General features: G+C 71.4%; 15 protein-coding genes. All 15 read right to left on the bottom strand.

Translation table 11 applies throughout. The features are described from left to right. Window positions 1–96 precede the first annotated feature (96 nt). The 15 genes from HCU62_RS10785 to HCU62_RS10715 all read right to left on the bottom strand — a co-directional run bounded on the left by HCU62_RS10785 (window position 97) and on the right by HCU62_RS10715 (window position 19,709). On the bottom strand, window positions 97–2,913 hold the full coding sequence (locus tag HCU62_RS10785) for a PKD domain-containing protein (protein WP_163297582.1): 2,817 nt from the start codon (window positions 2,911–2,913) through the stop codon (window positions 97–99). A gap of 18 nt (window positions 2,914–2,931) precedes the next feature. Then, complete coding sequence (locus HCU62_RS10780) at window positions 2,932–3,330, bottom strand: cytochrome C (RefSeq protein ID WP_163297581.1); 399 nt, start codon at window positions 3,328–3,330, stop codon at window positions 2,932–2,934. 458 nt (window positions 3,331–3,788) lie between these two features. Further along, window positions 3,789–4,979, bottom strand: coding sequence for a multiheme c-type cytochrome (locus HCU62_RS10775; protein ID WP_163297580.1), 1,191 nt, complete (start codon window positions 4,977–4,979; stop codon window positions 3,789–3,791). A gap of 123 nt (window positions 4,980–5,102) precedes the next feature. Beyond that, window positions 5,103–6,755 carry a cytochrome c3 family protein gene (locus HCU62_RS10770; RefSeq protein WP_163297579.1) on the bottom strand — a complete coding sequence of 551 codons (1,653 nt, stop codon included), beginning with the start codon at window positions 6,753–6,755 and terminating at the stop codon, window positions 5,103–5,105. Between the two features lie 10 nt (window positions 6,756–6,765). Next, a complete protein-coding gene (locus tag HCU62_RS10765) occupies window positions 6,766–7,815 on the bottom strand; it encodes a 6-bladed beta-propeller (protein WP_163297578.1) in 1,050 nt (349 codons plus the stop codon). After that, window positions 7,812–8,402, bottom strand: a complete 591-nt coding sequence (locus tag HCU62_RS10760) for a hypothetical protein (protein WP_169755625.1) — start codon at window positions 8,400–8,402, stop codon at window positions 7,812–7,814. Before HCU62_RS10760 ends, HCU62_RS10765 begins: the two co-directional genes overlap by 4 nt. Further along, window positions 8,399–9,232 carry a cytochrome c3 family protein gene (locus HCU62_RS10755; protein ID WP_163297576.1) on the bottom strand — a complete coding sequence of 278 codons (834 nt, stop codon included), beginning with the start codon at window positions 9,230–9,232 and terminating at the stop codon, window positions 8,399–8,401. The genes HCU62_RS10760 and HCU62_RS10755 overlap by 4 nt, the downstream gene beginning before the upstream one ends. After that, on the bottom strand, window positions 9,219–9,758 hold the full coding sequence (locus HCU62_RS10750; RefSeq protein ID WP_163297575.1) for a hypothetical protein: 540 nt from the start codon (window positions 9,756–9,758) through the stop codon (window positions 9,219–9,221). The genes HCU62_RS10755 and HCU62_RS10750 overlap by 14 nt, the downstream gene beginning before the upstream one ends. A 31-nt stretch (window positions 9,759–9,789) precedes the next feature. After that, complete coding sequence (locus tag HCU62_RS10745; protein WP_163297574.1) at window positions 9,790–11,754, bottom strand: hypothetical protein; 1,965 nt, start codon at window positions 11,752–11,754, stop codon at window positions 9,790–9,792. A 15-nt stretch (window positions 11,755–11,769) separates the two neighbouring features. Then, complete coding sequence (locus HCU62_RS10740) at window positions 11,770–12,333, bottom strand: cytochrome c3 family protein (protein ID WP_163297573.1); 564 nt, start codon at window positions 12,331–12,333, stop codon at window positions 11,770–11,772. Between the two features lie 38 nt (window positions 12,334–12,371). Next, window positions 12,372–13,511, bottom strand: coding sequence for an NHL repeat-containing protein (locus HCU62_RS10735; protein ID WP_163297572.1), 1,140 nt, complete (start codon window positions 13,509–13,511; stop codon window positions 12,372–12,374). A gap of 123 nt (window positions 13,512–13,634) precedes the next feature. Further along, window positions 13,635–14,390, bottom strand: coding sequence for a cytochrome c3 family protein (locus tag HCU62_RS10730; RefSeq protein WP_163297571.1), 756 nt, complete (start codon window positions 14,388–14,390; stop codon window positions 13,635–13,637). 523 nt (window positions 14,391–14,913) lie between these two features. Beyond that, a complete protein-coding gene (locus HCU62_RS10725) occupies window positions 14,914–16,281 on the bottom strand; it encodes a cytochrome c3 family protein (protein ID WP_163297570.1) in 1,368 nt (455 codons plus the stop codon). A 1-nt stretch (window position 16,282) separates the two neighbouring features. Further along, complete coding sequence (locus tag HCU62_RS10720; protein WP_163297569.1) at window positions 16,283–17,794, bottom strand: sigma-54-dependent transcriptional regulator; 1,512 nt, start codon at window positions 17,792–17,794, stop codon at window positions 16,283–16,285. Next, entirely contained in the window at window positions 17,760–19,709 is a 1,950-nt protein-coding gene (locus HCU62_RS10715; RefSeq protein WP_163297568.1) for a two-component system sensor histidine kinase NtrB, read from the bottom strand. Before HCU62_RS10715 ends, HCU62_RS10720 begins: the two co-directional genes overlap by 35 nt. Window positions 19,710–19,908: the final 199 nt, after the last annotated feature.

Here is a 19,908-nt window from a genome sequence, read left to right as displayed (position 1 = left end):
GGGCCTGGTGCTCGGGGCGGCCGCTGCACGGAAGAGGGCCGGGGGGACTCCCCCCGGCCCTTCTGGTTTGGGACCCAGGTCGAGAAGGGCCCGGGGTTAGGGGTTGTCGGCCTTGGGTATGGAGATCACCGCCTGCTTGACGTCCACCCGGGTGCTGCCGTCGTAGACGTAGGCCGTGACCTTGAACTCGTAGTGGTCGCCCTTGTCGTACTTGGCGTAGAGGCGGAAGTCGTGGTCCACGTCCTTGGGGGACGTGGTGTCGTAGACCCGTGACTTCAGCCCGTCACCCCAGAAGATGTAGAGCATGGTGTGGGCGGGCAGGTTGGCGAAGCGGATGGTCTGGACGCCGCTTGCGGTGCCCACGTAGGAGATGTCCGCCGCCGGTGCCGGCGCCACCGCGCTCACCTTCTGGGAGACCTGGGAGAGCTTTCCCTCCTCGTCGGTGACCTTGAGGGTGACGAGCCAGGTGCCCACGGTGGAGAAGGTCTTCGAGACCGTGGCCCCGGGGAGGACCTCCCCCGCCGCGTCGCTGGAGATCCAGCTGTAGGTGAAGGTGCCGGCGGTGTTCACGGTGGTGTCGGCCGCGAGTGTCACGGGCTGGCCCACTTCCACCTCGATGGGGGTGCCGTTGGCATCTGGGACGATGCCGTTGATGCTTGCGATCACCGCCACGGGGTCGATGCCGATCCCCACGGCCGCCGGGTCGTTCTGGCGGTCGAGGTAGGCCACCCAGTCGGCCCGGCCCGCGAAGGCCGTGCCGTTCACGGCGGTGACCGGGTGGTCCGTCCAGACCGCCCCCGCCATGCCGAAGGCCCCCGCGCTGCTTTGCGGGTGGAGCCGGACCCGGTAGCCGGGCTTCGCCGCGATGGTGATGGTGCCGGTGGCGTTGTCGGCCGTCACCGTGAACTCCGGCAGGTTGTCGGTGTAGGCCGGGCCGAGGGCCGCCACCAGCTCGTCCACGTTGGCGGCATGGGTCCCGACGATCTTGCTCCGGGTCACCACGTCACCCGTGAAGAGGTCCTTGGCCTCCACCTTGAAGAGCCAGCCCTTGGTGGTGGCCGTGGTCCCGTCGGGGAAGGTGATGGGCGCGCTGGTGAGGCTGTCCGCCCAGGCGGTGTTCCGGGTCTTGAAGGTGTTCTCGTAGAGGAGTTCGCTCCGGTCGACGTCGCGGAGGGTTCCTTGCTGGAAGGCGGCCTTCACCGGGATGGAGCGGACCCCGGCCTTGTCCTTGAGGTTCGGGTGGAAGTCCGTGGGGTCGGTGAAGGCGTTGGCCTTGGTGAAGGGCGTCACCTGGCCGCCGAAGCTCACCTCGAGCCCCTCGCCCTTGAGGCGGTAGGCGCCGTTGTAGAAGCCGGCCCCCGGGGCGTGGCAGTCGCCGCAGCCCCCGGCGCCCCAGGCGGCCCAGGCCGGCGAGACGTTGTGGTTCACCCGGAAGGGCACGGCCATGAAGGAGAGGCGCGTGATCTTGGCGGCGCCGGAGACCCCGGTGAGGGCCTCGATCTCGGCGTCGATCTGGGCGATTCGCTGGTCGAGCTCGGCACCGGAGACGTTGCCGTCCTCCGTGACCGGTCCCACGCCGTAGATCTCGTCGATGGTCCGGACGTGGGTGGGCAGGAGGGCGTCCATGCCGCCGGCTCGGCCGTCGCGGTTGGCGTCGAAGTCCACGTCGTTCTTGTCCCGCCAGAAGAGGGTGGTCAGGATGTTGGAGGCCACGAGTCTCCCCTTGTACCAGGAGACCGCAACGTTGCGTTCCATGGTGCGGGTGACGTAGGGGTTCTCGTGGTCGGCCAGGCGGCCCTCGGCATCCGGGCCGGTGGCGTCCACCAGGGCACCCCCGGTGAAGGGCCCGCCGAGGTTGAGCTTGCGGACGTGGCAGGCCGAGCAGGCGATGATGTCGATGTGGCTCGCGTCCGCCACTCCGTCGGTGCCGTCCTGGCACACCTTGGCGGTGAGCCCCGCCGCCGCGTGGGCGTTGGCGGGGTTCGGCGCGGCGAAGCTCTGGCCGCCGTCGCCGCCCCGGAGGTGGCAGTCCGCGCAGGTCTTCACGGTGTTGTCGGTCTTGTTCCAGAGGGAGCTGTACGGGGCGTCTCCCTTGGCCGGGTCACACTGGCCGAGCAGGGTGCTGGACGGGGCCCCGTCGGTGCCCACGTTGGAGAAGTCCTCGTCCTTGCGCTTGTGGCAGCCCATGCAGCCGATGGACAGGTGCACCTCGTTCAGGGCGTTTCCGGCCCAGACGTCGCCGCGCTTCTTCCAGTCCACCTGGTGGGCGTCGAAGTGGCACGAGGCGCAGTTGGCCGTGGGCGGCGTGGGCATGATCCTGGCCGCCACGGAGAGACCCAGCTTGAGCACGGTCCCGTTGTCCTCCACCAGGGAGGGATCGTAGACCACGCTCCGGCCGTTGGTGCCGGCCAGGATCCCCAGCCCGGCCCCCACGGTGCGCGAGGCATCGAAGTTGCCGTGGCGGACGGCCTCCTTCCGGGCCTCCCAGTCGTAACCCTCCAGGTGGCAGAGGAGGCAGTCGAACTCGAGGACCCCGGTCTGGGTGAAGTCGTTGTAGAGGACCTCGGACCGGTTGCCGTCCCCGTCGTCGTCGTAGATGTCCACGTAGTAGTTGAAGGCCGTCACGTTGGCCGCGGTGATGGGGCCGGCCCCGTTGACGTCGGCCGTGGCGATGTCACGGAGCGGCACCCGGGCGCCGGGCGTGGGCGCCGGCACGTACTCCATGGCCCCGCCGCCGGCGTGGCATTCACCGCAGTCCCGCATCTGGCCGGGGATGGAGTTGTCCACCCGGCGCTGGAACTCCAGGAGGCTCCCGTAGTCGTACGGCGTCATGGTGGTGAAGGGGTTGTCGAGGTAGGTGGCCGTGGTCGCGTTGTAGGAAGATCCTGCTCCGTCCAGGAACAGCCTCGCCATCTGGCGCGCCGACGGCGGTCACCACTTCCCCACGTGGCCGGGGCTCTGGACCCAGTTCTTCCCCTTGGCGGCGGGACCGCTCCGGAACTTGTCCGGGGAGTCCGGGTTCCAGGCGTTCCAGCCGCGGATCTCGTTGGCGGCGAGCTGGGCGTGGTAGGAGTGGCGCTCCAACTCGTCGTACGAGAGGAGCCCGTTGGTGCCGTCGTGGCAGCAGCCGCAGGTCCCCTTCACGCTGAAGGCGTTGTCGGTGGCGGCGGACGGGCTGATGGGGTTTCCGAGGTGGTCCCGGAGTACGATGTGCGCGTGCTCGGGGACGGCGGCCATGGCGGCGCCGGGCGGCGGCATGGAGAACGCCAGGCCCAGGGCGAGCGCCATCCCGGCCGGGACGAGGCACTGCCTTCCTCTCTTCCTCCTCATGGTTGCCTCCTCTCCTCCGGTTGGGGTGCCGGGTTTCTCCGAAGGCCCGTTCTCCGGAGAAACAAGGGCTGCCACCTCCGGGGCGCCGCACCGAACGGGCCGGCACGGCGTCCTCCTCTGCACCGGCCGGGCCTCCACGCATTGGAAGGGGGGACGGGGCGGCCCGGCCCGGCGTCATGGCGTGGGACAGCCGAACCCACCTTGGCGCATTGCACCCGCTGTGCCCGGCGGACGCGGGTGGGGCGGATTCACTCAACTTACTGTTTTAACGTAAAGAAATAGGTTTAGCCGGTTCCGGCCGGGCCGGCCGCTTCTGGGGCAATCCCCCAACTATCCGGGCAGAATAGGGGAAATACCCCAGGTCCTGGGGGTGCGCGGACGGCGCGGGGAAGGGGGCTTTCCCGCGGGCCGTCGTTCCGGCCCGCCGAACGAACCGCCCCGGGCCCGGCGGGCCGGTGCTAGCGCCCGGACCTGCCGTGGACCCCCATGTAGAGGTTGAGGCGGAAGGCCTTCGCCTCCCGGAGGAAGGCGCCGTATTCCTCCAGCAGGCGCCGTCGCTTCTTCCCGCGGGCATGCTTCAGCCGTTTCCGGAACCCGGCGAGCCTGGGGCGGACGGTCTCCGACTGGTAGCGGGCGAGCTTCTCGTCGGCCGAGGCGAAGAAGCGTTTCACCACGGAGGCCGCGTGGCACTGCTGGCAGACGCGATCCATGTTTCCCCGGAGGTCCTCGGGCCGGCCCTTCTCGGGCGCCTCCGGGTGGAGGAGGTCCCTGGTGAGCCGCCATGCCGGGTTGTGTCGGGTGACGAGGTCGCGGCCCGCCCCGTTGAAGTGGCAGAGGCCGCAGGTGGGCCCCTCGTACCGGGTGGTGTCGCAGAAGAAGCCGGGGCGGGAGAGGTCGTCCCGGGCCCGGCCCATGCCGGCCACCCGGCCGTGGGGGGAGTGGAGGTAGATGGCCCCCTCGGGGTAGTCGGGCCCGTCGTGGCAGCCGAGGCAGGCCTCGGGCCGCCGCGCGTCCTCTGCGGCGAAGCGGTGCGCCGGGTGGCAGGCGGCGCAGTTGCCGCGGCTCCCGTCCGGGTTGAGGCGGCCGATCCCGGCGTTGGGCCAGGTGCCGAGGCCGGGTCGCCGGTCCTCGTCGAGGCGGACCCTGGCCCCGTGGCATCCGGCGCATTCGGCGAAGCCGCCGTCCCGGTAAGGGGCCACGAGCGGGTACCGGGGGTCGTCCGGCCCCATCTTCTCGAGGCGGATCCGGGCCTCGGCATGGCCGCTGTTGTAGAAGTCGCGGATGGCGTCCGGGTGGCAGCGGGCGCAGTCGAAGGGGGTGACCGCCGTGGTGATGTAGAAGCGCTGCTGGTGGAGGAAGGCGTCCTTGTCCGAGGGGGAGGCCCCGTGGCAGTCGTTGCAGCCGACGCCGATCCGGGCGTGGGGGCCCTCCACCCAGGACCGGAAGAGGCCCGGCGTCTTCTCCCGGTGGCACTCGATGCAGTAGCCGCTCTTGTCCCGGATCTTCACGCGTTCCCGGGGTTCCCAGGGCCTGGGACGGGCGGTTCCGGCGGCCGGTTTCCCGGGGGGGGCGGCCGCCGGGGCGGCGCCCGTGGCGGGCGCGGCCATGGACAAGGCCAGGAAGACGGTAAGGGAGAGGAACCGGTTCATGGAACGACCTCCTTCTCATGGCGCCGCGATTGGCGTCGCGGCGATGCCTCTGGCTGTGCGTCACGGCGGCGGCCCGGGCCCCCTCCGCCTCGCATCTTCTCCGGCCTCCCGGCGGACGTCCGTTCAGTAGGACTTGGTGCCATGGCAGCTCACGGTGCAGCTCCGGGCCTGGGCGTCGTAGGTGCCGAAGGGCACGAACCGGGTGTCGAAGTTCACGAGGTGGGCGTTGGCCCTGGGGGTCGCGCCGTCGGCCACCGGGACGCCGTGGGGGTCGTGGCAGACCGAGCAGGGGACGCCCCGGCTCACCACGTGCAGCCCGTGCTTGGGGAAGGCCGATCCCGGGCCGAGGAGCACGGCCGGGTCGTGGCACCGGAAGCAGAGGGCGTAGTCGCCCTCGCTGTAGGGGAGGGGGTAGGTGTCGGCCTCGTAACGGGCGATGAGGATATGCCGGAAGTTGGAGCCGTGGGGCCCGTCGGGCCCCGCGCCTCCGGCCTTGGCGCTCTGGTCGCTGTTGTGGCAGTCGGTGCAGTAGATGAGGCTGGAGGTGGTGTACTCCGGCCGGAGGCTCGGCACGTTGGTTCCCCGCCCCATGGCGGCCACCGGGTGGTAGGAGGGGTTGGCGGGGTCGAACCGGAGCCGCTCGTTCACCTCCTGGAGGGCCCGGGGCACCGCGGTGGACGAGACGAAGGAGTTGTCGGCGTGGCAGCGGAAGCAGACCTCGTACTCCCGGCTCGCCTCCGCCACCACCGACCCGGTGATGTCCACGCCCGAGACGCCCACCAGGGCGCCCTCCACCGCCGGCGGGACGGCGGCCTGGTCCTTGACTCTGTGGCCGTTGTGGCAGTCGGCGCATTCCACGTGCTTCGGCGCGGCGAGGGGGTCTTCCGCCGCGTCGTGGATCCCCTCGGCGTAGTCGAGGGGATGGGACGAGGCCACCGCGGCGCCGAAGAGGCCGGAGACGTCGGTGCCGTTGCCGCTCCCGTTGTGGCACCGGGCCAGGCACGTGGCCTGTTCCGTCACGCCCCGGAGGAGGCGGACGGGCTGGTCGGCGTTGTGGGGCGCGTGGCAGGCCTCGCAGAAGACCGGCGCCGCCAGGGCGTCCTGGGGATGGGGATGGAGGGACTGGTCCCATCCGGTCTTCTCGTGGCACTGGATGCAGAGGCGGGAGTCGGTGTCATCCATCACCAGGAATCTGCCGTACCGGTTGTCGTGGGGGTCGTGGCAGGCGGTGCACTCGAGGCGGCCGCCTTCCAGCTTGATGCCCCGGGCGGGCAGGAGCGAGGGGTCCGCCAGCTCGTTTCCCAGGGCGAGGTCCGGCGTGTAGGCGAAGGAGATGGGGTGGTCGTCCCGGAGGGAGTGCTCGGGGTCGTCCAGGTTGGTGGGGCCGGGCGGGATGGGCCCCAGGGTGCTGATGGTGTAGCTGCCGTTCAGCTGGCCCAGGGCGATGGTGCCGTCGTGGCAGCTCAGGCACAGCCGGGAGGCCCCCGTGGGCTGGCCCGGGGCGGCCTTGAGCGTGGAGGACCGGTAGAGGTCGTAGACCCGGGTGGAGAGCTCGCGGCTCCAGAGCGGGGTGACGTGGGTGGCGTGGTGCGGGGTGTGGCAGAAGATGCAGACCCGTTTCTCCTCCGGGGCCTTGAGGTCGTGGAGGCCGCCGCCGCCGCTGGCGGAGAGGTTGTGGGGGCTGTGGACCACGTCGCCGCCCGGGGCCGGGCCGGCGGCCGCGAGAAGCGCCCCGAGGGCGAGGAGGACCACGCGGAGCGGTGGTGCCGGTTTCATGGGGCCCATATCACTCGTACCCGTTGGCGTCACGGTCCAGGTACTGGAAGACCTGGATCCGCCGGTTGTAGGTGTCGGCCACGTAGATGCGGTCCTCGGCGTCGATGAAGAGCCCCGAGGGCATCCAGAACTCACCGGGCCGGTGGCCGCTCTCGCCGAAGACCAGGAGGAGCCGGCCTTCCCGGTCGAAGACCTGGATCGCGTCGAAGAGGGCGTCGGCCACGTAAACGTGGCCCTCGCCGTCCACGGCCACGCCCTTTGGCTTGGCGAAGCAGCCGGGGCTTTTCCCGGGCCGGCCGATCTGGCGGAGGAACCGGCCCTCGGGGTCGAAGACCTGGATACGGGCGTTCAGGGCGTCGGTCACGTAGATAAGCCCCTCCCGGTCCACCCAGAGGTCCGTGGGGAAGTTGAACCGCCCGGGGCCCGTGCCGCGCCCCCCGAACCGGAACCGGGGCCGCCCGTCCGGGCCGAGGGCCACCACCTCGTGGGCGGTGGTGTCGGCCACGTAGATCAGGCCCCGGTCCGTGCCGCAGGCGATGCCGGTGGGACGTCCCAGGCGGAAGGGGGTGAAGGGCCGGAGCACCCATTCGCCCGGGGTGAAGACGTAGATGCGGCCCGTCTCGGAGTCGGTCACGAAGACCCGCCCGGAGGCGTCTTCCGCGATGCCGATGGGGCTGGCGAGGGGGTTGTCCTCGCGGCGCCGGGGGACGGTGACGGCCAGGCCCCGGCCGCGGTCCATGCAGTGGACGGCCCGTCCCGCCACGTCCACCACGAAGAGCCGGTCCGCCTCGTCGTGGAGGACCCCGTAGGGCCGGGCGATCCGACCCTTCTCCCCCCCCAGCAGGAAGTTCTTCACCCGGTCCCAGAGGCCGGGACGGACGCCGGCGTCCCGGGGGTCCCGGATCTCCCCCACCCATCGGATCCGGGGGGCGGCGGGGGGTGCCGGCCAGAGGAGTTCCGCGGCACCGGGCGGCGCCTCGGTCCGCTGCATGGGGCCGCAGGCGGCCAGGACGGCGGCGATCAAGAGGGGCCGGGCCCATCGGCGGAATCGTCGCATCATGACGGCAGGTCTCCTTCCAGGGCGGCCGCGGCGGCGGCGAGCCGCCGGCGGGCGGCGTGGGCGGCGCCGGCCGGGTCGTTCCGGGCGGCCTCCGCCGCGGCGAGGTATCGGCGCGCCTCCAGGAGGGCCCGCCGGGCCCGGACGGCCCGGGCCCGCAGGCGCCCCATGGCCCCATTGTAGTCGTCCAGGAGCGGGAGGAGGGGGTCGCCGGGTCGCGCCGGGACCGGCACCGGGCGGCCCGACCGGCTCCAGGCGCGCAGGTGGGGCAGGAAGCGCTCCATGGACCGGGCCAGGCGGCGGGCGTGCCAGACGGCCGTCCCGGCCGCCGCCGCGGCCGTGGCCGCCGCCGCGGCGAGGTTCACCCGGAAGAAGGCCGGCCCCAGGATCTCCCCGCACCGGTCCGCCTTGATGTGGGGGCAGTAGAGGCACGCCTCCAGGGCCTCCTTCAGCACCCGGTATCCGGCCGTGGCCGTGACGGCGGCCACGGCCGCGCAGGCGGCGGCCAGGGCGAGGCCGAGGGAGAGCTGGAGGCGCCGGTCCACAAGGCGGGTCCGGCGGCGGCCGGCGGGCGGCGGCGCGGCGGTCACTTCTCGTGGCAGGTGAGACACAGCCGGCTCCTTTCGTTGGAGACCACGAGCAGGTGGTCGTTCCGGGAATAGAGATCGTGGCAGGTGAGGCATTCCACCCTTCCGCCCGGCAGGCGGATGTAGGCCGGGAGTGCCGCCCTCGGCCGGAGGGCGGCGGCGCGCCGGCGGCCGGGCCGGTAGTCGACCCCCACCGGGTGGCTGACGGACCGCCCCGGAGGCGGCCCGTGCCGCCAGATCCCGCTGCCGATCCGGACGTTGCCGGTATCGGGCGAGATGGATCCGTCGTGGCAGGTGAGGCAGGCGGCGGAGGCCCGGTCCAAGGGTGAACCCGGGGCGGTCACCCGGAAGCCGCGGGCTTCGTGGGCCTTGCCGGCGGCCAGGCTGTGGCCCCGGCGCCCCGGAAGCCCCCCGGCCCGCCCGTGGCATTCCAGGCAGAAGCGGCGCCCCCGCGTGGCGCGCCGCAGGAGGCCGCCGGCCGTTCCGCCCGCCGGCCGCCGGGTGTCGAGGTGCATGAAGTGGCAGGTGGTGCAGGTCATCTCGCCCTTCCAGTCCAGGGGGAGGTCCGCCGGCAGCGCAAAGGTGGGGGCCACGGCCACGGGATGGGTCCGCCCGAGGCGGACGTCGGGGTGGCAGCCGCGGCAGAGGGCCTCGATGTCCCTGGCGAAGAGGTTCGGGCCGCCGGGTTCCGGGCGGGTGATGTGGCAGGTGCGGCAGTCCATGCTTCCCTCGTGCGGGTTTTGCCGGGTCTCGAGGCGGCAGCGCAGGGTCCAGGCCGCCAGCACCGCCAGGGCCGCCAGCGGCAGGACGGCGCACCGCCTAGCGGCCGGCATGGCGTTCCATCTCCTTCACCAGGCGGTCGAGGCGCTCCCGGACCTCCGCGAGCGCCGCGGCGTTCACACCGGTGCCCGGGAGGGCTTCCCCGATGGCCCGTATCTCCCCGGCCGCGGACCGGAGGAACCACTCCCACCGGATGAGGCCGGCGTTCCAGAGGCGGGGGATCTCCCGGTAGCGGTCGTTTCCCCGGAAGGGCCCCAGCCGCCGGGACTCGGACCCCGCCGGCCCGAGGGCCCGGAGAAGGGCGCGGAACCGGTGGAGCGGCCCGGCCACGCGGTGCGTCCACCAAATCGCCGCCGGCAGGAACACCGCCCCGAGGAGGCCCGCCTGGACGGCCGCCGAGGCGGCCAGCAGCCGCCGGAGGCTGCGGGTGACCTCGTCCAGCACCGAGAAGGCCGTGGCGTAGTCCCCGCCGAGCCCCCGGTCCAGGGCGAGGTAGAGGCCCACGGCGGTGCCGGCCACCCCGGCCAGGGCCAGGGCGGCGAGCCGCAGGGCGAAGACCGCCCGGTCCCGCCCGGTCACCGCCTGCCTCCCGTGGCCGCATCGAGCCGCATCAGAAGGTCCTCCGGATCCGAAGCCCCAGCCGGGCCGTGGTCTGCCGGGTGTCCTCGTAGTCTTCCCACGTGGTCTCGCCGAAGAGCGACAGCTCCGTCCGCCGCAGGTGCACCTGGTAGGTGAGCCGGAGGTTCAGGGTGTCGCGGTCGCGGCCCCGGCCCCGGTAGTCCAGGAACTCGGCCTCCGCCGAGAAGAAGCTCCGCCGTCCCGCCTGGCGCCGGTAGAAGGCGCTGGCGCCCAGGCTGTTGTCGTGGCCGCTGGTGCTGCGGGCACCCGGGTCGGCGTCCTCGAAGCGGCGCCAGGTGTCGCGGACGGCCCAGCCCACGTAGTGTCCCCCGAGGTAACGGGCGTAGCGCCAGTAGGCGCTGGTGGAGTCCGTGCGCTCGATGCGCGAGTCGGTGCGGTCGTACTCGAGGCCGAGGGTATGGAACCGGTAAGCGGCCTCCATGCCGGCCACGAAGGCGGCGGTGTTGTCCAGGCGGATGGCCTCGTCCGAACCCCCGAGGAGGTCCTGGTCGCTGCCGGTGTAGTTCACGAAGACCCGGTAGCGATTCCGGAAGAGCTGGAGCGTGGCCCCGAGGCCATGGGTGACGGTCCGGTACCGGATGGAAGGGTTCACGGTGTAGGTGTAGTCCACCGAGAGGACGTCGCCCACGGAGACGCCTCCCCCGGGGTGGGGGAGGAGCTCCAGGCGCCGTCCCACGGGGTGGAGGTCGTAGTCCACCCCGGGGCTGTAGCGCACCGTCCGGGTCTCGTTCCAGACCTGGACGGTGGCGGGATCGATGTCCGTCTTCTCCAGGAGGTTTCCCAGGGGATCCACGGTGAGGCGCTCGTCCCGCACCTCCAGGAATCGGGCCTTCACGTCGCGGTCGGTGACGTCCCGATTCAGGGAGAAGAAGAGGCTCAGGCGGCTTGCCGCGGGGAGGCGCTTTCGGTAGGAGACGTTGAGGAAGGCCGAGCGGTGGGTCTCCCGGCCGGAGAGGTACGTGGTCCTGGCGCCGCCGGCCCCGATCCGGGTGGTGAGGCTCTGGAAGAGTCGGTGCTCCAGCCAGGTCTGGCCCCGGTGTTCCCGGCGCTCGAAGGTCTCCGTCTCGTACCGGTTTCCCTCGTAGCGGAGGGACCACTTGAGGGCCCGGCCGAGGTCCCAGGCGATGTTCTCCCCCCAGTCGGCGGCCCGGGTCGGGCTGCTTCCCGTATCCTCGGCGTAGGAGAAGCTGGTGTCCAGGTTCCGGCCCCGTTCCCCCGAGGTCCAGGAGAGGTTGTTGGCGGCGGCGGCCGTGTTCCTGGAGACGGTGATCGGCGCGGCGGCGCCCGTGAAGGTGGTCCCCCCCGAGGTATGGGAAAGGAAGAGGGTGGTCCGGCTGAGGTCCCCGGCCCGGTGGGTGCCGGTGAAGGCGGCCGTCTCGCTGGTCTCCAGGCGGTCGAGGCCGAGCCCCTCGGTCTCCGTGGACCGGTAGCGGTAGAGGAGACGGGCGGGGAAGGTGGTGGAGCGGAGGGTGAGCCCCGCCCCCCGGGCATCCACGGTCTGGTCGTAGCTCTTGGCGAAGCGTCGGATGACCCGGCTCGCGGCGGAGCCCGCGAAGAAGTCCACGGGGTAGGGGTGGCGTTCCAGGAAGACCCCGTCCACCCGGTATTCCACGAGTTCCCCCGAGTCGGAGCCGCTTCGGCCCGGTTCGCGGTAGACGTCCTGCTTGAGGCCGAGGTCCGCCGAGAGGGAGCCCTTGAGGAAGCGGGGGTGGTAGACGGCGTAGTCCGCCCCGAGGTGGAGGGTCTCCTCCACCCGGTGCTGGGTGGATTCCAGGGCGGGGGCGCCCCTGGTCCGGGTGCGGCCGTAGTCGAAGTCGTAGGTCACGTCCAGCCAGTTGTTGAAGTGGTGGAGCCGGAAGAGGGCCCTTTGTTGCGCGGCGGCCGTTTGTACGGTCATGGCGAGGATCACCAGGGTTATCGCGCCGAGACGTCCCAAGGGTGCCTCCCGGGATCATCTCAGGAAATACCGGGCATCTCCGTAGTGCGGATCGTGGCAGTCCACGCAGTTCATGCCGTGTTCCACCACCTTCCGGTGCAGGGCCGCCGCCAGCCGTTCCTCCCGGTGGCACCTCTGGCAGATGGCGGTCCGGTCCTCGCGGAGGAGGGCCGGGTTCGGAGACGTGTGGGGGAGATGGCAGGCGAGGCAGTCGCCCACGGCCACGGGACCGTGGACGAAGGGGCCCCGGACGAAGCCCTTGTGGCAGGTGAAGCAGAGCTCGGTGCGGGGATGGAGGAGCCCCACCCGGGTGCTGAAGTCGTGGCAGTCGGTGCAGCGTTTTTCCGCGTAGGGCCGGTGGCTCGAGCGCCGCTCGGCCGGTTTCGCGGCCTCCCCGGCCTCGGACTTCGGCGGGGCCAGGGCCTCGGCCACCTTGCGGCGGGCGTAGGCCTCGCACATCTCCTCGGCCGGCGGCAGCTCCGGGACCCCGTCGAAGACCGTGGAGAGGACCTCGTGTCGGGTGACCGGGTCGCAGGCGGCAGCCAGCATGCCGATGCCGAGGACGCCGAGGAGGAGCATGGCGAGCCCCCCGATTCCGACTGGGCCACCACGGGGTCTCACGGCCCGGTGGCGTTGCCGTCCCCTGCCGCCGGGGCCGCCTCGTAATCCACCCCCTCCTTCCGGCCCAGGCCGTAGACGGCCAGCTTGTGGGGGCCGAACTGGTTGGTGACGTAGATCACGGTCTCGAGCTTGAACGAGGGGTCGGCCAGGGTCTGGAAGTAGTCGAGGTTGTCCCGGGAGACGGCGATCCCCGCCGGGAGGTTCATGGAGCCCACCGGGAGGCCCGGGTCGCCGAAGAACATGAGGAGCCGGCCTTCCGGGTCGAAGACCTGGACGTTCTGGTGCCCCGCGTCCACCACGTAGATCCGCCCCTCGTGGTCCACGGCGATTCCCTTGGGCCGGGCGAACTGGCCGAAGCCGTCGCCGAGGCGGCCGAAGGCCTGGAGGAGGTGGTTGTCGCGGTCGAACTTCATGACCCGCCCCGTGCCGATGTTGGTGCAGTAGATGAAGCCCCGGGCGTCGAGGTCGAGGTGGGTGGGGAGGGAGAGCCGTTCCCCGAGCCCCTCCCCCTGGCCCACGGCGCCCAGCTCGCGCCCGGTCCAGCGGTCCAGGATGCGGACGGCGCTGTGGCCGAAGTCCACCACGTAGAGCTCGCTGCCCGAGACGGCCACGTCGATGGGCTTCATGCCGAGGGGCCTTCCCACGGCCTTCACGTAGTTGCCCTCCGGGTCGTAGACCAGGATCTCCCGCCGGGCCACGTCGGTGACGTAGGCCGTTCCCTTGTCGTCCACGGCCACGTTGATGGGCTTCTTCATGGCCCCCATGCCGGCGTTGCCCTTGAGGAAGCGGAAGGTCCGCCCGGGGAAGTCGATGACGGCCACCCGGGCGGCGGAGGCGTCCACGAGGTAGACCTTCCCGTTCTTCGCCGTGACGCCGTAGGGCTTCACGATGGGCTTGACGCGCCGCGCCTCCTCGTCGCCCATCACGAAGAGGGAGAAGCCGCTGGGCCGGCCTTCCACGTCCCGCGAGTCGCCGACCCCGAGGAGGAACTGGATCCTCGGCGGGTTCGGGGCCGGCGGGAAGAAGACGGCCTCGGCGGGACCTCCCCGTTTCCCGGCGCAGCCGGGGAGCAGGAGGACGGCCAGGGCCGCGGCGGCGAGGAACCGATGGCGTCGGGCGGGATTCGTCGGCTTCATCTCTTCCTGTCCTCCTGGGTGGGGCCGGCCTCGCGCCGGCCGGAAAAAAAGGGCCGCCGACACTGCGATCGGCGGCCCCGGTTCGTGTGTCGTCGCAGGCGCCGTCAGCTGCCGGCTCCGCCGTTACTTGTCATGGCAGGAGAGGCAGATCTTGGCGTTGTTCTGCGGGGCGTAGAGGAACCACCCGCCGGGATCCGTCCCGGAGGTGGCGGTGCTCGGCCCGTTGTGGACGTCGTGGCACGTGGCGCAGGTCATGAGCTGGTTGCCGGAGCCGTCATCCCAGAGGACGTCGGCGATGGTGGTCCCCACGGCGTTCTCGATGAACACCGAGGAGGCGTCCTTGATCTCGGGATCGGCCAGGGCCACGCTGGGGTAGTCGAACCCGATGGGGTGGTCGTTGGAGAGGTCGCCGTTGAGGCCGATGCCGATCTCGCCGAAGGCGTCGCCCTCGGTGAGGGTGGCGGTGCCGTTGCTCCCGTAGTAGGCGTCGATGGCCACGGCACCGTCATGACAGCTCATGCAGAGCCGGGAGGGGCCGGCCACCGGGTCGGTGATGACGGCGTCCAGGGTCGGGCTGGAATACTCGATGAAGACGGGCTCCTGGGTGACCTGCCGGCTCCAGAGCGGCATGTAGTCGGCGTTGGGATCGTCCACCGCATGGTGCGGGGTGTGACAATAGGCGCAGACCCGGCCGTGGGGATCCACCACGCCGCCGTTGGCCGCCGTGTAGAGCAGCATGTCGTGCTTCGAGCCCACGATGCCTGTCCCGGGAGCGGCCCCGCCGAAGGCGGGGGCGCCGCCGAGGAGCGAAAGGGCGAAGGCCGCGGCCGCTGTGGCCATCCCGGCAAGTCCCATCCGGTGCAGTGTGTTCCGTCGCATGATCTCCTCCTCTTTGGGTGTTCCGGCGCGTCCCCGATGGACGGCCGGTTGGAATGTGGGGTCGGCCCTCTCCCACGTTCCCGGCCGGGTTCCTCCCCCCCAGGAGGGTGCCGGCCTGCCACCGGAATAGAGCAACCGCCGTGCCACGAAAGGCCCTCCGGCGTCGCGGTGCGGGTGCCCGGGAGGAGGCAGAAAAATCTAGAAATAAAAATATGTTAAGGATTTGCGTTGTATGTCCCGGCCCTCGGCCCCCCGGCACCCGGCTCGGGGTTCTCTGCGGCATATGGCCCAAAAGGGTGGTCGTGTGGTGATTTGGCCTGACCGGGAGGGCTGCCGCATCCCGGCGGGCGGGGACGGGCCGCCGCGCCACGCGGCGCCGGGTTCGGGCCCCGGCGGGCTATTGGGGGATCTCCCCCTTGACGGCGGCGTTTCGGGTGTGTTCGTCCCGGGGCGGTACCGAACCGTGCCTTGTGTCCCGGCACGGGGAGGAGGGCCGCTCGGAGCTTTCCGGCCGGACGGCCTTTTACGGGGTGTTCCCCCGGCCGGTTCCGGCGGCGCCCTTCCCCGAGCGGGAATAGGACAGCGGCCGGTGGCAGCCGGGGGCGCAGCGCCCGCCGTCGGGCAGCGGCGTGAAGCGGAGGGGGATCCGCCAGCCGCCGAAGGGGGCGCCCTCGTCGGCGAGAAGATGCGGGGCGTCGGCTGCGTGGGGGGCGTGGCAGGCCCGGCAGGTCCGGCCCTTTCGCCCCGAGGCCGTGTGGCGGACGTGGAGGTTCCGCTTTCCGTCCCGGAACCGGGTATAGAGGGTGGTTTCGGCGAAGCGGAGGAGGTTCCGCTCGTGGCACCGGAGGCAGAAGCCGTAGGTGCCGTCGGCGTAGGGGGCGTAGAAGGCGGCCGGGTACGGGCCGGTGAGGAGCCGGAAGTTGTCGGACCCGTGGGGTTCGTGGCAGGGCGAGCAGCGCCCCTCGGCCAGGGGGCCGTGGAGGTGCCGCTTTCCCTTGATCTCCTTCCGGATGTTCCGGAGGGGATGCGAGCGGGTCTCGTCGTCCTTTCCGTGGCAGCCGAGGCAGAGCTCCAGTTCCTTCTCCGGGAGAAGCCCCGGCGCGTCGGCATAGTGGGCCCCGTGGCAGGTGCCGCAGCTCTCCTCCCGGTAGAGGGGTTTGTGTTTCACCGCGGCCGAGCGGTAGGTGCGCTCCATGGCCGGATGGCACTCGAAGCAGAGGCCGGGCATGGGGCGCCGGAGGAGGTGCCCCTGGGCGGCGGAGTGAGGGTCGTGGCAGGCGGTGCAGCCGCGCCGGTCGAGGGCCGTGTGGCGCACCGGGGCCCGGGCGAGGGCCGCGGCGAAGTCCGAGTGGCATCCGAAGCAGAGGGCCGGGCCCTTCCGGCGCAGGAGGGCCGGTTCCGGGGACTCGTGGGGGTCGTGGCAGGCGGTGCAGTCGCCGGCGGCCACCGGGCCGTGGACGGCCGCACGGGTGAAGGCCTCGGCCTCGTGGCAGTCGAGGCAGACAGGGGCTCCGCCCGGGCCCGCCCTGACCAGGCCCTCCGTCTCGGCCCCGTGGGGGTCGTGGCAGGCGGTGCAGTCGCCGGCGGCCACCGGGTCGTGGACGTTCTTCCCCGTCCCCCTTTTCTCGTGGCACCGGGCGCAGAGGGCGGCGCCCCCTTCTCCGGCGGTCCGGAAGCCCGGCGGGCCCGTGCCCGGGTGCGGCGCTCCGGTGGGCTCGTGGCAGGCGGTGCATTCCCCCTCGGCCGCGGGGGGGTGGAGGACCCGATGCCGGGTGAGGCCGGCGTGGCAGTCGCCGGTGACGCAGGCGGCCGCGGCCGGGCCGGGGCCCGGAAGCGCGCAGAGGAAGGCGGCCGCGAACGCCGCGGCCGCCCGAAGCGGCGGGCGCGGCATGTTACGATCCGTTGGCGGCGGGCTTCGGCTCTCCGGCCGCTGGGGCGTCCTTGGGGGGGCGACCCCGCCGGGTGCGGGCCCGGGTGAAGAGGTGGAACTTCTTCATCCGGTACCGGAGGGTGTCGCGGGTGAGACCGAGGAGCTTCGCCGCCCGGGTCTGGTTGCCGCCGGCCGCCTCCAGGGCCTGCTCGATGAGGCTCCGTTCCACCTCCTCCAGGTTGACGCCCTCCGGGGGAAGGCGGAACCGGGGCGCCGCCGGCGCCGGCGGGTCCGCGGGCCGTTCCGGCGGAGAACCGGACCGGGGGCCGCCCTGCCCGTTGTTGTAACTCGGCTCGGCGCTCCGGATCTCGTAGTTCAGGGAAGTGGGCCTGAGGAGGTTGCCGGTCTCCATCATCATGGCGCGCTCCAGGGCGTTCTTGAGCTCCCGGACGTTTCCGGGCCAGGGGTACTGGAGCAGGAACTGCATGGTCTCCGGGGCCACGCCCTCCACGGACCGGCCGTATTCGCTGTTGAGGCACTGGAGGAAGTAGTTCACCAGGGCCGGGATGTCCTCCTTCCGCTCCCGGAGGGGCGGCAGGGTGATGGTCATGACGTTGAGGCGGAAGAAGAGGTCCGCGCGGAACCGGCCCTCGTTGGCCAGGGCGGGAAGGTCCTGGTTGGTGGCGGCGATGATCCGGACGTTGGCCTCGCGGTCCTTCTCGCTCCCGAGGCGGCGGTAGCGCTTGGTGTCGAGGAAGCGGAGGACCTTGGCCTGCATGGGCAGCGGCATGTCCCCGATCTCGTCCAGGAAGACGGTCCCCCCCTCGGCGGCCTCGAAGATGCCCCGGTGCCGGGCCCCGGCGTCGGTGAAGGCGCCCTTCTCGTGGCCGAAGAGCTCGTTCTCCAGGAGGTGCTCCGGGATGGCCGCGCAGTTGACCTCGATGAAGGGGGCCTTGGCCCGGGCGCTGTGGTAGTGGACGGCTCGGGCCACCAGCTCCTTCCCGGTGCCGCTCTCGCCGAGGATGAGCACGGTCTTGGTGTCGGTGTCCGCGCAGAGCTTGATCATCTTGAAGACCTCGATCATGCCCGGGGAATTGCCGATGAGGTTGTCGTACTCGTAGCGGCGCGGAAGCTCTTCGCGGCAGTCCTGGACGCGCCGCTTGAGGACCCGCTTGTCGAAGGCCTGTTTCACCATGTGGCGGATCTTGTCGAGGTCGAAGGGTTTGCCGATGTAGTCGTCGGCCCCGAGCTTGAGAGCCTTCACCGCCGAGTCGGCGTCGGCGTAGGCGGTGATCATGAGCACCAGGAGGTCCTGGTCCACCGCCTTGAAGTCCTTGAGGAGGTCCATCCCGTCGGCGTCCGGCAGGCGGACGTCCAGGAGGACCAGGTCCGGCCCGAAGGCCCGGAAGGCCTTCCGGGCCTCGGCACCGGTGGCGGCCGTTTCGCAGAGGTAGCCCGCCTCGGTCAGCGTGCGGGCCAGGGACCACTGGACCAGCTTCTCATCGTCGACCACAAGTACCCTGTTTCCGATCATGCTGTGCCTCCTCCCCCCTCGTCGGCAGGCAGATGGTGAACACGGTCCCCTCCCCCGGGGTGCTGTCCACGCGGATGGTGCCGTCGTGCTGCTCGATGAAACGGTGGGATATGGCCAGTCCCAGCCCCGTTCCCCCGCTCTTGGTGGTGTAGAAGGGATTGAATACGGCGTCCAGGGCCTCCGCCGGGATGCCGTGGCCGGTGTCGCGGAAGACCACCCGGACGGTGCCGGCGGCGTCCCGGCCCGCCGGGCTGATGCAGGCCGGGCGCCGGCAGGCGGCGGCCTTTTCGGGCCAGCAGGTGTGGATGGACAGGGTCCCCCCCGGCGCCATGGCATCGACGGCGTTCAGGACGAGGTTCAGAAACACCTGCTGGAGGAGGCTCGGGTCTCCCTGGACGGGCGGCTGCCCGGCCCCGAAGTCGAGTTCCACCCGGATGTCCTTGTCACGGACCTTCTTCGAGACCAGGAAGAGGGCGCTCTCGATGACCTCGTCCACGTTGACGCTGGAAAAGCGCGGCTGAAAGGGCCGGGCGAAGACCAGGAGGTTGGTCACGAAGCCGTCCAGGCGGCCGATTTGGCGGAAGATCTCGTCCAGGACCTCCTCCGGCGGCCCCCCGTCCTTGCGCAGGTCCTTGGCGATGACCTGGAGGGCGCCGGCCAGCCCGGCCAGGGGGTTTCGGATCTCGTGGGCGATCCCCGCGGCGAGTTCCCCCAGGGAGGCCAGCCGGTCGATCCGGGCCAGGCGCTGTTCCTCGAGGCGGCGCTCGGTGATGTCCCGGAAGATGCAGGTCATGCCGGAGACCTCCCCGGCCTGGTCGGTGATGGTGGAGAGGCAGGCCTCCACCGGGATCACCCGGCCGTCCCGGGTGCGCATCTCGTACTCGGAGAGGAACCCGCAGTGCTCCTCCATGTCGTCCACCGCCTCCGTGAAGAGACAGCCGCCCTGGATCTCCGAGGCGAAGAGGGTCTCCAGGGGCCGGCCCATCAGCTCCTGCCGCCGGTAGCCGAGGATCTCCTCCGCGGCCTTGTTGAGGTGGGTGATCCGCATGAACTGGTTCACCGTGACGAGGCCGCTCCGGAGGTTCTGGACGATGCTCTCGTAGAAACTCTTGAGCCGCCCGATTTCCTCGAGCTTCAGGGTGAGGTGCTCGTGGGCCCGCTGGAGATCGGCGTTCTGCCGCGCGATCTTCTCCAGCAGGGCGTTCTGCTTCCGGGCCCGCCCGATGGCCGCCGCGGAGTGGTCGGCGATGGCCGCGGCGAGCCGGGCCTCCTCGTAGGTGACCGTGGCGCCCGTCCGGGCCTTGTCGCCGAGCACGAATCCGTGGAAGGCGGTCTCGTCGCAGATGGGCAGGACGAGGTAGTTCGGGCTCCGGCCCAGGAGCCGGTCCGCGGTGACCTCGGCCGGGGAGACCGTGAGCAGGGAGCACTGGCGAAGGACCCCGGCCCGCGGCGGGGCGGCGGGCACCTGGTCGGGGGACAGCGCCCGGGCGAGGCAGAGGTTGATGTGCCGGCGGCGCTGGTGGCGGCGGCCCTCGAAGTCTTCCCGGTAGAGGGTGTAACGGACGGTGCTTTCGTCGTCCTCCGGCGGTTCGGTGGGCGGCAGGACGTTCATGGGCTCTCGGTCCACATAGGCCTTGCGGAGCAGGGCGTCCACCCGGTCGAGGGGGAAGACGGTCTCGCTCCGAATGCCGTCGAAGCCGTAGAAGACCCGCGTCTCGAGGAGCCGCCGCTCCTCGTCGAAGGAGAGGGCCACCAGCCGTTCGAGGCCCGTGGCCTCCACGATGTCTTCCACCAGGTAGCCGAAGAGGACGTCGAGTTCGTCGGGGGTGCCCATGCGCCGGGCGCTCCGGTAGAGCAGGCGGAGCCTCTCTGCGGCATCCGAGGGCGTGGCGGGGCGGGGGGTGGTCTCGATCATGGCGGTCCCGTTCCTCCTCCTGGCGGCGGGGGATCGGCCGTGGCCCGTTCGGCGGCGGAACGGGAGGCGAGCGGGGATCGCGCGCGGAGGAAGGAGAAGGGCTCGGCCGTTTCGCACATTAAAAATTCTATATCAATAGATTGTTTGAGGTCAAGAAACGACAAAATCCAGGGATGCCCTTCCGCAATCGGCGCCATGT

It is taken from the genome of Dissulfurirhabdus thermomarina (assembly GCF_012979235.1).
GTDB lineage: Bacteria > Desulfobacterota > Dissulfuribacteria > Dissulfuribacterales > Dissulfurirhabdaceae > Dissulfurirhabdus > Dissulfurirhabdus thermomarina.
The sequence above is the reverse complement of the archived record's forward strand: the minus strand, read 5'-3'. Positions and strand labels throughout refer to the sequence as shown.

Excerpts from the sequence above, each read along its gene's own strand:
- HCU62_RS10785 (WP_163297582.1), bottom strand. The coding sequence starts at position 2,913 with ATGGCGAGGCTGTTCCTGGACGGAGCAGGATCTTCCTACAACGCGACC.
- HCU62_RS10755 (WP_163297576.1), bottom strand. The coding sequence starts at position 9,232 with ATGCCGGCCGCTAGGCGGTGCGCCGTCCTGCCGCTGGCGGCCCTGGCG.
- HCU62_RS10770 (WP_163297579.1), bottom strand. The coding sequence starts at position 6,755 with ATGAAACCGGCACCACCGCTCCGCGTGGTCCTCCTCGCCCTCGGGGCG.
- HCU62_RS10780 (WP_163297581.1), bottom strand. The coding sequence starts at position 3,330 with ATGAGGAGGAAGAGAGGAAGGCAGTGCCTCGTCCCGGCCGGGATGGCG.
- HCU62_RS10740 (WP_163297573.1), bottom strand. The coding sequence starts at position 12,333 with ATGCTCCTCCTCGGCGTCCTCGGCATCGGCATGCTGGCTGCCGCCTGC.
- HCU62_RS10735 (WP_163297572.1), bottom strand. The coding sequence starts at position 13,511 with ATGAAGCCGACGAATCCCGCCCGACGCCATCGGTTCCTCGCCGCCGCG.
- HCU62_RS10725 (WP_163297570.1), bottom strand. The coding sequence starts at position 16,281 with ATGCCGCGCCCGCCGCTTCGGGCGGCCGCGGCGTTCGCGGCCGCCTTC.
- HCU62_RS10730 (WP_163297571.1), bottom strand. The coding sequence starts at position 14,390 with ATGCGACGGAACACACTGCACCGGATGGGACTTGCCGGGATGGCCACA.
- HCU62_RS10765 (WP_163297578.1), bottom strand. The coding sequence starts at position 7,815 with ATGATGCGACGATTCCGCCGATGGGCCCGGCCCCTCTTGATCGCCGCC.
- HCU62_RS10715 (WP_163297568.1), bottom strand. The coding sequence starts at position 19,709 with ATGATCGAGACCACCCCCCGCCCCGCCACGCCCTCGGATGCCGCAGAG.
- HCU62_RS10720 (WP_163297569.1), bottom strand. The coding sequence starts at position 17,794 with ATGATCGGAAACAGGGTACTTGTGGTCGACGATGAGAAGCTGGTCCAG.
- HCU62_RS10775 (WP_163297580.1), bottom strand. The coding sequence starts at position 4,979 with ATGAACCGGTTCCTCTCCCTTACCGTCTTCCTGGCCTTGTCCATGGCC.